The 14,409-nt window shown below is 37.1% G+C and carries 11 protein-coding genes and 1 pseudogene; 5 read left to right on the top strand and 7 right to left on the bottom strand.

What is annotated here, in order from left to right:
- Window position 1 precedes the first annotated feature (1 nt).
- Genes RRF69_RS06870 through RRF69_RS06850 form a run of 5 tightly spaced genes read right to left on the bottom strand, consistent with a single transcriptional unit; the run spans window position 2 to window position 5,183 of the window.
- Entirely contained in the window at window positions 2–1,219 is a 1,218-nt protein-coding gene (locus RRF69_RS06870; protein ID WP_316939101.1) for an acyl-CoA dehydrogenase family protein, read from the bottom strand.
- Window positions 1,220–1,273: 54 nt separating this feature from the next.
- The gene (locus RRF69_RS06865) at window positions 1,274–2,050 is read right to left on the bottom strand and encodes a glucose 1-dehydrogenase (protein WP_316939100.1); all 777 of its coding nucleotides are present in this window, start codon (window positions 2,048–2,050) and stop codon (window positions 1,274–1,276) included.
- Window positions 2,050–3,864 (bottom strand): acyl-CoA dehydrogenase, encoded by a 1,815-nt coding sequence (locus tag RRF69_RS06860; protein ID WP_316939099.1) that lies wholly within the window; start codon window positions 3,862–3,864, stop codon window positions 2,050–2,052. The genes RRF69_RS06865 and RRF69_RS06860 overlap by 1 nt, the downstream gene beginning before the upstream one ends.
- Window positions 3,865–3,875: 11 nt before the next feature.
- Window positions 3,876–4,205: a MerR family transcriptional regulator gene (locus tag RRF69_RS06855; protein ID WP_316939098.1), complete on the bottom strand. Its 330-nt coding sequence runs from the start codon at window positions 4,203–4,205 to the stop codon at window positions 3,876–3,878.
- A 9-nt stretch (window positions 4,206–4,214) separates the two neighbouring features.
- The gene (locus tag RRF69_RS06850) at window positions 4,215–5,183 is read right to left on the bottom strand and encodes a M23 family metallopeptidase (RefSeq protein WP_316939097.1); all 969 of its coding nucleotides are present in this window, start codon (window positions 5,181–5,183) and stop codon (window positions 4,215–4,217) included.
- 149 nt (window positions 5,184–5,332) lie between these two features.
- Here RRF69_RS06850 and alaS point away from each other — a divergent pair, with 149 nt between their 5' ends.
- Window positions 5,333–7,951, top strand: coding sequence for an alanine--tRNA ligase (alaS, locus tag RRF69_RS06845; RefSeq protein WP_316939096.1), 2,619 nt, complete (start codon window positions 5,333–5,335; stop codon window positions 7,949–7,951).
- A 6-nt stretch (window positions 7,952–7,957) separates the two neighbouring features.
- Window positions 7,958–8,956, top strand: a complete 999-nt coding sequence (locus RRF69_RS06840; protein ID WP_316939095.1) for a GSCFA domain-containing protein — start codon at window positions 7,958–7,960, stop codon at window positions 8,954–8,956.
- On the opposite strand, the gene RRF69_RS06835 is transcribed toward RRF69_RS06840, so the two are convergent.
- Window positions 8,953–9,264, bottom strand: coding sequence for a rhodanese-like domain-containing protein (locus RRF69_RS06835; protein WP_316939094.1), 312 nt, complete (start codon window positions 9,262–9,264; stop codon window positions 8,953–8,955). The genes RRF69_RS06840 and RRF69_RS06835 overlap by 4 nt on opposite strands.
- 12 nt (window positions 9,265–9,276) lie before the next feature.
- Window positions 9,277–11,028 (bottom strand): aromatic amino acid hydroxylase, encoded by a 1,752-nt coding sequence (locus tag RRF69_RS06830; RefSeq protein ID WP_316939093.1) that lies wholly within the window; start codon window positions 11,026–11,028, stop codon window positions 9,277–9,279.
- A gap of 314 nt (window positions 11,029–11,342) precedes the next feature.
- Between RRF69_RS06830 and gpmI the strand changes: the two genes are divergently transcribed.
- The 3 genes and pseudogenes from gpmI (at window position 11,343) to map (ending at window position 14,293) form a co-directional block, all read left to right on the top strand.
- Window positions 11,343–12,860 (top strand): 2,3-bisphosphoglycerate-independent phosphoglycerate mutase, encoded by a 1,518-nt coding sequence (gene gpmI / locus RRF69_RS06825; RefSeq protein ID WP_316939092.1) that lies wholly within the window; start codon window positions 11,343–11,345, stop codon window positions 12,858–12,860.
- A 16-nt stretch (window positions 12,861–12,876) separates the two neighbouring features.
- On the top strand, window positions 12,877–13,404 hold the full coding sequence (locus tag RRF69_RS06820; protein WP_316939091.1) for a thioredoxin family protein: 528 nt from the start codon (window positions 12,877–12,879) through the stop codon (window positions 13,402–13,404).
- Between the two features lie 85 nt (window positions 13,405–13,489).
- Window positions 13,490–14,293 (top strand): annotated as a pseudogene (gene map, locus RRF69_RS06815) (type I methionyl aminopeptidase).
- The last annotated feature ends 116 nt before the right edge of the window (window positions 14,294–14,409 follow it).

Genomic DNA, 14,409 nt, shown 5'->3' with positions numbered 1-14,409 from the left:
TTTAACGTTTTCCGTATTTTTTGATACAGCTTTTCCCCAATTGATATTGATGAACCTCATCGGGACCATCTGCCAAACGCAGCATTCTTGAAATCGCAAAATAATGTGCCAAATAAGTGTCTGGGCCAACCCCTTTTCCACCAAGAATTTGCATCGCACGATCGATGACTTTTAGGGCCATAGTAGGAGCTACAATTTTGATCATTGCAATGATATCTTTGGCCGCTTTATTTCCCAATTTATCCATTTTATCAGCAGCAGAAAGGGTTAACAATCGTGCCTGCTCAATTTCGCATTGTGAAGTGGCAATTTCTTGTCGAATGCTACTATAATCATAAAACTTTTTTCCAAAAGCTTCTCTTTCTAAGGTTCTTTGCGACATCAATTCAACTGCATATTGCGCCATACCCACCAAACGCATACAATGATGAATGCGTCCAGGCCCCAGACGTCCTTGTGCAATTTCGAATCCCCTGCCTTGTCCTAAAATTAAATTTTCTTTAGGGACACGAACATTGGTCAACTGAATTTCAGCATGCCCTTCTGGAGAATCAAAATAGCCAAAAACAGATAGGGGTCTTACAATTTCTACTCCAGGAGTATCCATCGGAACCAATATCATACTTTGTTGTTCATGTCTCGGTTTGTTTGGGTCTGTTTTTCCCATCACAATAGCGACTTTACAATGAGGGTCCATAGCTCCTGAAGACCACCATTTTCTTCCGTTGATCACGTATTCATCTCCTTCTAAAACAATAGACGTTTGAATATTGGTTGCATCAGAAGAAGCAACATCGGGCTCTGTCATTAAAAAAGCAGAACGAATTTCACCCTTTAACAGCGGTTGTAGCCATTTTTTTTGTTGAGCTGTGTTGCCATATTTTGCGAGTACCTCCATGTTTCCAGTATCTGGAGCAGAACAGTTAAAAATCTCTGAAATCCAAATTTTTTTTCCCATGATTTCTGCCAAAGGTGCATATTCTAAATTGGAAAGCCCAGGACTCAACGCTCCGTAGTCTTTAGGCAAGAACAAGTTCCAAAGACCTACCTCTTTTGCTTTTTGTTTCAAGAGTTCAATCTTTGGAAAACGTTGCCACATCTTTGTTGTATCTGACTGAAAGGCAATGTATTCAGCTTCTATCGGAACAATGTGCTCCTCAATAAATGCTGCCAATTTTTGTTGAAGTGTGATGGAGGTCGTTGAATATTCAAAATTCATAGATGTGATTTTGTGATGTTACATTCGTTATAAAGGATTCGATGGACTTCGAAATCATCCAGCAATGAGATAGCCTCCATCTGCAGTATAGACGCCTCCTGTCATATATGCACCCGCATCGGATGCTAACAAACACGCCAATCCAACCATTTCTTCTGGTTGTCCCATTCTACCACTTGGAAGTGTTTTTTCAATTTTACTCATAATTTGTTCATTCTGCCAAAGTGCTGCACTAAATTTTGTTTTGATCAAACCAGGACAAATCGAATTGACACGTATTCCATGGGTTCCCCATTCTTTTGCCTGATTTTTAGACAGCATTACGATGGCCGCTTTGCTAGTACTGTAGATGCCCAAACCGAAACCAGGAGTCAATGCCTCAACAGAGGCAATGTTGATAATACTCCCCTTTTTATTGACTTGCAGATGCGGTAAAACTAAGTTTGACAAACTCCACGGAGCCTTTACGTTTACCTCCATAATTTTATCAAAAATGACCGGGTCTACCGTTTCTATGGGTCCAAAAACCGGATTGATTGCAGCATTGTTGACTAAAATATCAATACGCCCAAAGGCAGCAATGGTTGCTTCGACAAGGTGTTTTCGTTGTGCTTCTTTTCCAATATGGCACGCAATACTGATCGCCTTCAGCCCTTCATTTTCAAATTCAAGCACTACCTCATCACAGGCTATTTGGTCTCTGCTCGAAATTACAACTTGCGCACCGTTTTCCGCCAAACCTTTCGCAATTGCCTTTCCAATTCCTTTACTTGAACCCGTTACAATAGCTACTTTACCTTCTAAATTAAATTGTTTTGAAATCTGTGTCATTAGAGAATGTATTCTTTGTCTTGCTTTATGGTTAGTACCTCATCACTCATCAAAGAAGCTGCTAATGAAGTTGTTTTTGGAAGTTCATATGTAAAATAAAATTTCATAGTATGAATTTTACTTTCATAGAAATCTGTATCATAGATAAGTTTTTCAGCAATCAAAGTTTCCTTTGAATGAACAGCCATTTCTAGCCATAGCCAACTGATGCTAAGGTGACTCATGTATTCCATAAACAGATTGGCATCTGATAAATATCGTTCATAATTGCCCTTCAGCGCAAACGGCATTAATTTTTGAAGTATTTGTTGAGACAATTGAACAGCTGTGGTCAATTGTTTTGCATAAGGTACTAAATCGGGATGTTCAGATGCCTGCGCAATTGTTTGCATCACTTCTGCAGCTAACAATTCCAATGCTTTTCCATTTTGCATTGGTACTTTTCTTCCCAGTAAATCTTGTGATTGAATTCCGGTTGTCCCTTCATATAAAGCAGAAATTCGAATGTCTCTGTAATATTGTTGTAAAGTAAAATCTGTACAAAAACCGTAGCCTCCGAGCACTTGTAATCCATTGTTAACGGACATGGCTCCGGCTTCTGATGGGAATGTTTTTACAATAGGAATGATCATTTCTAACAACAGATGATACTTTTCTTTCTCTGCTAAATCTACTGAAGAATGAACCAAATCATAGTATTTTGCGGCTAATAAAACCAAACTTAAAGAACCTTCTACAATGGATTTCTGCAATAGGAGCATTCTTCTCACATCAGGATGCTCGATAATCAAACTCTGTTTTTCGGAAGGATTTTTCTTTCCTGTACTGGTTAGTTTTCTTCCTTGAGGTCTTTCATTTGCATATTGCAATGAAGTTCGGTAGGCCGCCATTGCAATAGCAGCCGCACCTCTTCCTACAGCAATTCTTGCACTGTTCATCATTAAAAACATCTGCGCCAAACCTTTGTTTTCTTCACCAACCAGCCAACCTCTACAATCGTCGGCATCTCCAAAGCCCAAGTGAGTAGTACAATATCCTCGTTGCCCCATTTTTTGAAAATCGGCAACTGTCATTACATCATTATATTCTAAAGATCCGTCTGAAGTAGGTCTATGTTTTGGAACTACAAATAATGAAATTCCTTTGGTCCCTTTTGGTGCCCCTTCAATTCTTGCCAATACCAAATGGACAATATTTTCTGCATATTGGTGATCTCCTCCAGAAATAAATATTTTCTGTCCTGCTATTTTATAAAAACCATTATCGGTTGGTGTTGCTTTGGTGACGATATCCGACAAAGAACTCCCCGCTTGTGGCTCTGTAAGACACATGGTCCCGCCCCAAGTTCCGCTATTCATTTTTGGAACATAGGTTTCCTTTAAAATTTCACTTCCAAATTCGATGATTAATTCTGCAGCACCCTGGGTCAGTCCCGCATAACCTGGCAAATGATTGTTGGCAGCATCCATGATGTAAGCGGCAGCTTGATGTGCCATAAAAGGAATTTGTAAGCCTCCATCTTCATAATTGAAAGAAGCAGAAATAATTCCCAGCTCCCCTCCTTTTTTCATCATCACTGGAACTTGCTGATGCACCATTACTGTTCCATCCTTATAATGTGCTGGAGTCTCATCCATTTCTTGAAGATAGGGATACAACTCTCTATCAGAAAATTCTTTTACCGATTCTATAAATAAATCCAAAGACTCCATATCATGGTCTTGGAATCGTTCTCTTACCAATAGATTTTCTAATTTCTGAACATCATAAAGTATATATTTTAAAGTGTCTAAGTCAATATACTTTTTTGGCATTTTCTTGAAATTTATAGTTGATTTTTTATTTTATTCAGTGCTGCTTTCACTGCTTCTAATCTACTAATAATTTCATGATTTTTGATGATTCCTTCAGGATTTTTCTTCAACTTTTGCTTGGCGCCTTCTAGGGTAAAGCCTCTTTCCTTTACAAGATTGAAAATTAATTGGAAGTTTTGAATGTCTTCTTGTGTAAAAAGACGATTTCCTTTTGCATTTTTTTTGGGCTTAATGATAGAGAATTCTTTTTCCCAAAAACGGATCAATGAAGTATTTACATTGAAAGCGGTGGCAACTTCGCCAATTTTATAATATCTTTTTTCAGGGAGTTCTATATGCATACGAGCGTTTTAATCGTAGGATTGACCTTCTTCTTCTGATGCTTTTTGCATTGCTAAGAATTCTTCTGGAGATAAATCTCCATAATAAAAACTGATCGGATTAAGGGCTCTTCCATTTTTGTGCACTTCATAGTGCAAATGAGCAGAAACGGATCTTCCAGTGTTCCCAACATAACCGATCAAATCACCTCGATTCACTTTTTGATTTCTTCTCGCTTTTATTTTACTCATGTGTGCGTATATCGTTTGATATCCATATCCATGATCAATATAAACTACTTTTCCAAAAGTGGAACTCCTTGAAGCTCTTATTACTTTACCACTTCCAGAAGCGTAAATGGGGGTTCCTACTGGAGCTGTAAAATCCATTCCCTTATGAAACTTTCGAATCTTTAAAATAGGATGCATTCTCCATTTATACCCTGAGGCCATTCGTGTTAAATCTTGAATTTTAACGGGTAAAATGGCAGGAATTGCAGCCAACATTTTTTCTTTTTCTTTGGCCAATGCAACAATCTCGTCCAAAGACTTTGACTGAACAGCGATCTGTTTGGTAAGAACATCTACATTTTTGGTCAGCTCTTTGATCATTTCTGAATTGTCAAACCCATCCAATGCTTTGTATCGATTGACACCTCCAAAACCTGCTTTCCGAACATCATCAGAAATTGGATTTGCTTCAAAATATGTTCGATAGATTGTATTGTCTCGTTCTTGTAATTGTGCTAAAATTGTAGAACTTTCATCCAACCGCCTGTTGATGAGTTTGTAATGAAGCTTTAAATTTTCTAACTCCATTCTATCTGCTCGATGTGCAGGAGTAATTAAAACCTGACTCAACCCAATAAAACCGATAAACATGATAAGGAGTACTCCGAAGATTAAAAAAAAAGATCGCATCAAATAATCGCTTTTTTTCTTCTCTATTTTTCTGTAAGACAGCGTGTCTGCATCATAAAAATATTTTACTTTTGCCATAATCTTAAATATCCTATTTTTGTGCTTTTCAAGAGATTTTCTAATAGAAAACTCCTCAAATTTACGAAATGTTTTACAACTTCATTTTTTAGTTGCTATATTTAAAAATAAATTAACATAATTCTCCCAAATAGAAACCTTCATTTTTTATGAAATCTCAAGATATTCGCGCTCAGTTTTTAGATTTTTTTAAAGAGAAATCACACACCATTGTGCCTTCGGCTCCGATGGTTACAAAAGACGATCCTACATTGCTATTTGTCAATTCGGGGATGGCTCCTTTTAAAGAATTTTTCTTAGGTAACGGTCAACCTAAAAGCAATCGTTTGGCAGATTCTCAAAAATGTTTGCGTGTTTCTGGTAAGCACAACGATTTAGAAGAGGTAGGATACGACACCTATCACCACACTTTATTTGAGATGCTGGGAAACTGGTCTTTTGGCGATTACTTCAAAAAAGAAGCAATTTCATGGGCATGGGAACTGCTGACCAAAGTGTATAAAATAGATCCAAACATTCTATATGTGAGTGTTTTTGAGGGTAGTAAAGACGCTGATGCCTTAAAAATGGATCAAGAAGCCTATGATTTATGGAAAGAATTGATTCCGGAAAATCAAATTTTAATGGGAAGTAAAAAGGATAATTTCTGGGAAATGGGAGAACAAGGACCTTGTGGACCCTGTTCTGAAATTCACGTAGATCTTCGATCTGAAGAGGAAAAAGCAACAACTCCTGGAATAGATCTTGTCAATATGGATCACCCTCATGTGGTTGAAATATGGAACCTTGTTTTTATGCAATACAACAGAAAAGCAAATGGTTCTTTAGAAAACTTACCCAACAAACACATCGATACCGGGATGGGCTTTGAACGTCTGTGCATGGTTTTGCAAGGAGTAAAATCAAATTATGATACCGATGTGTTTATGCCCATCATTCAGGAGATTGGAACCATTACCAATACAAGCTATGGTAACAACGAGCAGCAAGATATTGCAACCCGAGTCATTTCTGATCATTTAAGAGCTGTCGCTTTTTCAATTGCCGATGGACAATTGCCAAGCAATACAGGTGCTGGGTATGTCATTCGAAGAATTCTTAGAAGAGCTGTTCGGTATGGCTTTACTTTTTTAGACAAAAAAGAACCTTTTATTTATCAATTAGTTGCGGTACTCTCTAAAAACATGGGAGACTCCTTTCCAGAATTAAAGGCGCAACAAGTATTTATTGAAAACGTCATCAAAGAGGAAGAAAACTCTTTTTTAAGAGCCTTAGACCAGGGATTGGTTTTATTGGATAGAATCATTGAAACTTCGAAAACTAAAGAAATCCCTGGGGACAAAGTTTTTGAATTGTATGATACTTTTGGATTTCCTGTTGATTTAACGGCTTTAATTCTTTCTGAAAAAGGGTACACTTTAGACGAAAAAGGATTTAACGAAGAATTACAAAAACAAAAAAACAGATCGAGAGCTGCAAGCGAAATGTCTACTGATGATTGGACTATTTTGATAGAAGATGCTGAGGAAGCATTTATTGGTTATGACTCGCTAGAGGCGAAGGTTAAAATCACTCGATACCGAAAAGTAGTTTCTAAAAAAGAGGGCGAAATGTATCAACTGGTTTTCAATACAACCCCTTTTTATCCAGAAGGTGGTGGCCAAATTGGTGACAAAGGCTTTCTAAAAGACACCCACGGAAATACGGTTTCTATTGCAGATACTAAAAAAGAGAATAATCTCATTATTCATTTTACTAAAAAACTTCCAAGCAATCTTTCTGATCATTTTACTGCGGTTGTTGATGCAAAAAAACGAAGTTTAACCAATTGCAATCATACTGCAACCCACCTCTTACATCAAGCATTGAGAACAATTTTGGGAACACATGTAACACAAAAAGGATCTGCTGTAAATGCAAATTATTTGCGCTTTGACTTTTCACATTTTTCAAAAGTCACTCCAGAGGAATTACAAGAAGTAGAAGATTTTGTGAATGCACGAATCTCTGAAAAACTTCCTTTGGAAGAACAAAGAACCATTTCCATGGAAAAAGCGATTGCCGATGGTGCTATGGCCTTGTTCGGTGAAAAATATGGAGATACGGTTCGCGCAATCAAGTTTGGAGCTGCGATTGAATTGTGTGGTGGAACCCATGTGCACAATACTGGCGATTTGTGGCACTTTAAAATTAAATCAGAAGGTGCTGTTGCTGCTGGAATTAGACGAATTGAAGCGATTACAAATCAGGCAGTAAAAAAAGTATTCGATGAAAATAGCAGAGAATTGATCGAAATTAAAGAACTTTTAAACAACACCAAAGAACCTGTAAAAGCAGTTCAAAAAATACAAGAAGAGAATAGCACTCTCCAAAAGCAACTTGCACAATTACTGAAGGAAAAAGCGCAAAATGTATCGGGTGAAATTCAAAATCAATTACAAGAAATCAATGGTGTTTTGTTTTTAGCCATTGAAGTAAACTTGGATGCCAACGGAATTAAAACCCTTGCGTTTGACTTAGGAAATGCTCACAAAAATTTATTTTTAGTTTTTGGTAGCGCTCCTGCGAAAAACAAAGCGATGTTGACATGCTATATCTCTAAAGAATTGGTAGCGACACGAAACTATGATGCGGGTAAAGTAGTGCGTGAATTGGGTAAATACATTCAAGGTGGTGGTGGTGGACAAAACTTTTACGCAACTGCTGGAGGGAAAAATCCTGCTGGAATCCCAGAAGCATTATCAAAAGCAACAGAATATCTCGTATAGAAACGCATGCACCTACAAACAAAAATAGTATTGCAAAAAGAGGTTCGAAACCCAATTTCGTACTCTTCTAAAATACTGCTTTTAGGTTCTTGCTTTTCAGAAAATATTGGAAAGAAATTGGACTACTATCAATTTCAAACGGTTCAAAATCCGTTTGGAATTGTATTTCATCCCAAAGCAATTGAGAACTGTATCGTCAATGCAACACAACAAAAAGTCTATACCGAAGAAGAGTTGGTTTTTCAAAATGAACGTTGGCATTGTTTGGATGCACATTCTTCATTAAGTTCTGTGGATCAGCAAGAAGTTGTGAAACAGATAAACACTGCAATTAAAACAACAGATACCGCTTTAAAAGAAGCCAACCACCTAATCATTACCCTCGGAACGGCTTGGGTATATCGCTATGCAGAAACCAATACCATCGTTGCCAATTGCCATAAAATTCCACAAAAAAAATTCACTAAAACACTCCTTTCTGTTGCTGAAATCACCAAAAGTTTAAGAAAAATAATCACCGAAATACGGAAGGTAAATTCCGGCATACAAATCCTTTTTACAGTCTCTCCTGTTCGGCATTTAAAAGACGGTTTTGTTGAAAATACTCGAAGTAAATCTCATTTAATCGCTGCAATTCACAAGCTTCTTGAGGAGGAAACTCTTACACCAAAACCCAATACCAAAGGGGGGATTGACTATTTTCCAAGCTATGAAATTATGATGGATGAATTACGGGATTATCGTTTTTATGAAGCAGACATGATCCATCCCAATGCAACGGCAATTCAGTATATATGGGAACGTTTTTCTGCAACATGGATTGAAAAAAACACCACCGCAACCATGCAAAAAGTGGATCAAATCCAAAAAGGATTATCTCACAGACCTTTTCATGCGGACGCAGAACAACATCAAAAATTCCTGCAAAATTTATCTGAAAAAATTACACAAGTAACAAGTGAATTTTCATTCATGAAATTCGAACGCAAAGCTCCGATCGATTAATCAACAAATTGATCTACATTCTGCCAAGGACCACCATTAATCGCGTCCAGTCCGTTGTTTTTTAAAAACTGTGTGGCTTGAGAGCTTCTTGCTCCACTTCTACACACTGCAATAATTGGTTTGCCCCAAGCTCTTATTTCTTCTAACTGTAAAGGCACTGTTGTTAATACAATATGTGTTGCGTTTTTACCGTGGGCTTCATCCCATTCTTCTTTGGTTCTGACATCGAGGATAACCGCTCCCTTTTTTAAGTATTCTTGTACTTCCATTGTTTCTTTTTTCTGACTAAACATTCCAAATATTCCCATACCTTATATTTCCTAATTTTTAACTTTTATTAATTGCAATCCGTTTTCAATTAATTTTTGAAAAGAGGATTGCTCTTGTAATTTTCTTAAATAGTGATAGACTTCATCTGAAAAGTCACCTCCCTGCACTATAGCTATTTCATAGATTTCCAGAGGTAATAACCAGTCTAAAGGGTGTTCTTTCTTCAAAAACTCAAAAATAATTTTCAACTTATTAGGGTCGATGGCACCAGAAGTTCTCATTTCGCGAACTTTTGCATACATCTCATACAATTCTTCTTCCTTTGCGGTGTATTTTATTTTTTGAGTTTTTACTTCAGAAACTCTAGATACATCTTCAAAAGAACTATTGTCTGCCGAACCTGCATAGGCAGAAACCACTTCTTTCCCAATTGCCATGTCATAAATACCCCATGAGGGTTGAAACAAAATTTGGTCTTGATACCTAACCGTACAATCTGTCAGCGAAATTAATAAAATTTTCCCTTTTAAGTCCCGTGTTCCTGTGATGGCTTTCCCTTGAACTTTAACGCCACTTTCAAACTCTAAATCGATAAACTCGCCTTCGTATATTCCATAGGCTTTTAAGTCTCTAGGACTCATATCTTCAATATGCAGATTGATCCCTTTTAACTTTCCAATAGGGCTTCCAAAACCTGTTGGATGCTGTGCTATACCATGACCAATTAACTCTTTGTTTCTCGAAGAAAGTGCAGTAGGCCCTGTTGTTTGAAAATAAGCGACTTTGTTGTTTTTATACTGAATAACATTGGTGAAAATTCCTGAAATTTGAATTCCAGTACTCAGTTCAATCGTTCCTAAATTTTTGGAATCTATGATTTTATGGACTCCTTTTAAACCTCCAGTTCTAATAGCCATGGTATTTGCAAACTCTTCTAAGACCAGACTTAAATAAGCAAAATCTGGAGTCACAAACAACTGGGGTTGGGGTTGGGTAATGTCAAAATTCAAATTGGCAGCGGCAATAGAATAAGGAAGTTTAGTCACCTTGTCTTGCATGCACCACTCACTCTCACCAATAGAAGAAAGTAAGCCTGCACCATATATTTTTGGATTTTCGACAGTCCCAATCAATCCGTATTCAACGGTCCACCAATGAAGGTTTCGAATCTGAGCCATCTCAGACAATTCGCCCATATTCTCTTGCAAATATTCCACTGTTTTCTGAGCGTGCTCAATCTCTTTTTCCGAGGAATTTGGATGCTCTTTTAAAATAGACAACATCCGAATGGCTTCATAGATTTCAAAATCTTTGGCTGAAGAAATTGCTTTGCTCCCAATTTCTCCAAAACGTCTTAAATATTCAGCATATTCTGGATTTGCAATAATTGGCGCATGTCCTGCAGCTTCATGAATAATATCGGGTGCAGGGGTGTATTCAATATGATTAAGGGTTCTCATGTCGGAGGCAATGACCAAAACATTGTAGGCCTGAAACTCCATAAAAGCGTTTGGAGGAATAAAACCATCTACAGAAACAGCAGCCCATCCAATTTCTTTCAGAATCCGATTCATGCCATCCATTCTCGGAATTTCTTCTGTAGAAATCCCCGTAAGTGCAAGTCCTTTTATATAAGACTTGTGTGCCACTTTTGTTAAATAATCAACATTCATTCGCATTACATATCGCCACACCGAATGATTTTGAGGAGTATATTCGTTGTAGGGCTGATTCACAATAAACTTGTGCAGGTGTTTTGGCAATTTGCTCGTAACCTTATTGAGCTCAAAATGAGGTTTCATATTCTTCAATTTAGCTATGTAAATTTACATCTTTTTTAAGATACAATTTCTGAATTTAACAGTTTTTAAAGGCTTCAAATCCTTCGTAAAAAATAGTCCTTGGCCTTAGATCACTCAACAAAGCGATACGCGAAATCTAAAAACGAAAATTGCTGAAAATGATTCCACCTTTTTAGCAAAACCCAATATTTAGTTTGTTGTATCGAAATCCTTTTGAAAGTTCTAATTACTCTTTATACTTACGCTATCGGTTTCGTAGAAATATGACAAATCAATACAAAATCTTTCTTATTTTTACCTTTTAAAATATCAAAATGAACAAAAAAGTAATCTTAATGATCTTGGACGGTTGGGGCATCACCCAAGACCCAAAAGTATCTGCAATATACAAGGCAAAAACACCATATATCAACTCCCTATATACCAAGTACGCTCATGCTTCGCTAAGAACGGATGGAGAGCATGTTGGGCTTCCTGAGGGTCAGATGGGAAATTCTGAAGTGGGACACATGAATCTTGGGGCTGGAAGAATTGTATATCAAAACTTAGCACGAATCAACAAAGCTGTAAGAGAAAAGACCTTAGGGACTGAAAAAGCCTTATTGAATGCTTTTAACTACGCAAAAGAAAACAATAAAAGCGTACATTTATTAGGACTGGTTTCTGATGGTGGAATTCATTCACACATAAATCATTTGAAAGGAATATTGGATGTTGCCAAAGAAAATGCAGTAGACAATGTGTTTTTACATGCTTTTTCAGATGGGCGTGATTGTGATCCAAAATCTGGGGCAGATTTCATTCAAGACATTCAAGAATACATGAAAGAAACCACTGGAGAGTTGGCTTCTGTAACAGGACGTTATTATGCGATGGACAGAGACAATCGATGGGAACGCATCAAAATTGCTTACGATGGTTTGGTGAACGGAGTGGGAACAAAAACCAACGATGTCATTGAATCCATTCAAGAAAATTATACTGCAGGGTTGACCGATGAATTTCACAAACCCATATTGCTCAATGACGAAAATGATCAACCGAAAGGGCAAATTAAAGAAGGCGATGCAGTACTCTTCTTTAACTATAGAACCGATCGAGGTAGAGAATTGACAAATGTCTTATCACAAAAAGATTTCCCAGAGTTTGGAATGAAAAAACTAAACCTACACTTTACCACCATCACTTTGTATGACGAAAGTTTTGAAAACATTAATGTCATTTATGAAAGTGATAATTTAAAAAACACCTTGGGAGAAGTTTTATCCAAGGCAGGGAAAAAGCAAATTAGGATTGCAGAAACAGAGAAGTATCCTCACGTTACGTTCTTCTTTTCTGGCGGACAAGAAAGTCCTTTTGAAGGAGAATCTCGTATTTTAAGAGACTCCCCAAAAGTTGCTACTTACGATTTAAAACCCGAAATGAGTGCCTATGAATTGACAGAAGCCTTGTGTAGCGATTTGGAAAAAGGAGAGGCTGATTTTGTTTGTTTAAATTTTGCAAATGGCGATATGGTAGGACATACTGGAATAATGGAAGCTGCCATTAAGGCATGTGAAACAGTTGATGTCTGTGCAAAGGAAGTGATTGAAACTGGATTGAAAAATGGATATACAACCCTTTTGATTGCAGACCACGGAAACTGTGAAACCATGATGAATCCCGATGGAAGTCCACACACCGCACATACCACAAACCCAGTACCTTTTATCCTTATTGATCAAGAGTTAAAAACCATAAAAGATGGGGTATTAGGCGATATTGCTCCAACTATTTTAGAATTAATTGGAGTTCCCCAACCTGCAGAAATGACACAAAAATCACTTTTATAATTTTCAAAAAACAGGTATGCGAAAAATCATTGTAATTGCATTTATCGGAATTTTACTGTCCTGTAATGCACAACAAAAAGGAACTGCAATAAAAAATCAATCAGGAGATTTAGTCGGTTTTGCCAACAAAGAATCATTTAATCAAATCCCTTATAAAGATTGGTTTGATTATAATTTCGAAACCTATGATCCAGATTCAGCGACTATCAAATCCTTAAAGAAGTCCTTAAAAAGTGTTCGCATTAAAGGCTTTATGGGAACTTGGTGCGGGGATAGCAAACGTGAAACTCCTCAATTATTTAAAGTTTTAGAATTGGTGGATTTTGACATGAAAAATTTCGAATTGGTTACCGTAAATCGAGCTAAAAAAACTCCCGATAACTTACAAGAAGGCCTGAATGTCTTTAAAGTTCCTACTTTTATTTTCTATAAGAAAGGAAAAGAAATTGGGCGCTATGTAGAATATGCAAGAGAATCTTTAGAAAAAGATATTTTAAAGATTGTTTCTGGGAAACCTTACAAACATTCGTACGATAATAATTAAGGTGTTGAATTGTCTATTTTACAAATTGCAGGACAATCCTTTTGTTCCTTTAAATTAAATTAACTTTGCCCTATAATTTTTGAAGATGATTCACGTAAAAACAAAAGAGGAAATTGAAATAATGCGCGAAAGTGCATTGGTGGTTTCTAGAACATTGGGCATGCTGGCCAGTGAAGTAAAGTAAGGTGTGACAACCTTATATTTAGACAAATTAGCAGAAGATTTTATCAGAGCTGAGGGCGCTATCCCTAGTTTTTTAGGCTTGTATGATTTTCCAAATACATTGTGTATGAGCCCAAATTCACAAGTTGTGCATGGAATCCCGAACAAAACTCCTTTGAAAGAAGGAGAAATCATTTCAATAGATTGTGGTGCTTTGAAAAATGGCTTTTATGGTGACCACGCCTATACATTCGGGGTCGGTGAAATTGCATCTGATGTTCAAAAATTATTAGACATCACCAAAGAAAGTTTGTATGTAGGAATTCGTGAATTCAGAGTAGGAAACCGGGTTGGAGATGTGGGTTATGCCATCCAAAAATTTACAGAAGACCATGGCTACGGTGTAGTACGAGAGTTGGTAGGACACGGACTAGGACGTGAAATGCACGAGGATCCAGAAATGCCCAATTATGGAAAAAGAGGAAGAGGAAAAAAGTTTGTAGAGGGAATGGTGGTTGCAATAGAACCAATGACCAATTTAGGAACTCATAAAATTAGACAGCATTCAGATGGCTGGACGATTACAACTCTAGACAACAAACCCTCTGCCCATTTTGAACACGATGTCGCTATAGTAAACGGCAAACCCGAACTGCTTTCTACGTTTAAGTATATAAACGAAGCCTTAGGTATTGTGAGTGATGAAGAGGAGGAGTTTAGACAATAATTTATAGTTGTACTGGAGAAGTTTTCCAAGAAGTTGTCTTCAATATTGAAGTATGTATTTTAGAATACTCATAAAGACAACAAACCAATGCCCATATACTGGAGTCCACCATGATC

The organism is Polaribacter sp. HL-MS24, assembly GCF_032758595.1.
Lineage (GTDB): Bacteria > Bacteroidota > Bacteroidia > Flavobacteriales > Flavobacteriaceae > Polaribacter.
The sequence above is the reverse complement of the archived record's forward strand: the minus strand, read 5'-3'. Positions and strand labels throughout refer to the sequence as shown.

Bases quoted from the DNA above. Each gene is read 5' to 3' on its own strand.
- RRF69_RS06860 (WP_316939099.1), bottom strand. From the start codon at position 3,864: ATGCCAAAAAAGTATATTGACTTAGACACTTTAAAATATATACTTTAT.
- RRF69_RS06830 (WP_316939093.1), bottom strand. From the start codon at position 11,028: ATGAAACCTCATTTTGAGCTCAATAAGGTTACGAGCAAATTGCCAAAA.
- RRF69_RS06850 (WP_316939097.1), bottom strand. From the start codon at position 5,183: ATGGCAAAAGTAAAATATTTTTATGATGCAGACACGCTGTCTTACAGA.
- gpmI (WP_316939092.1), top strand. From the start codon at position 11,343: ATGAACAAAAAAGTAATCTTAATGATCTTGGACGGTTGGGGCATCACC.
- RRF69_RS06820 (WP_316939091.1), top strand. From the start codon at position 12,877: ATGCGAAAAATCATTGTAATTGCATTTATCGGAATTTTACTGTCCTGT.
- RRF69_RS06835 (WP_316939094.1), bottom strand. From the start codon at position 9,264: ATGGGAATATTTGGAATGTTTAGTCAGAAAAAAGAAACAATGGAAGTA.
- RRF69_RS06840 (WP_316939095.1), top strand. From the start codon at position 7,958: ATGCACCTACAAACAAAAATAGTATTGCAAAAAGAGGTTCGAAACCCA.
- alaS (WP_316939096.1), top strand. From the start codon at position 5,333: ATGAAATCTCAAGATATTCGCGCTCAGTTTTTAGATTTTTTTAAAGAG.
- RRF69_RS06870 (WP_316939101.1), bottom strand. From the start codon at position 1,219: ATGAATTTTGAATATTCAACGACCTCCATCACACTTCAACAAAAATTG.
- RRF69_RS06855 (WP_316939098.1), bottom strand. From the start codon at position 4,205: ATGCATATAGAACTCCCTGAAAAAAGATATTATAAAATTGGCGAAGTT.
- RRF69_RS06865 (WP_316939100.1), bottom strand. From the start codon at position 2,050: ATGACACAGATTTCAAAACAATTTAATTTAGAAGGTAAAGTAGCTATT.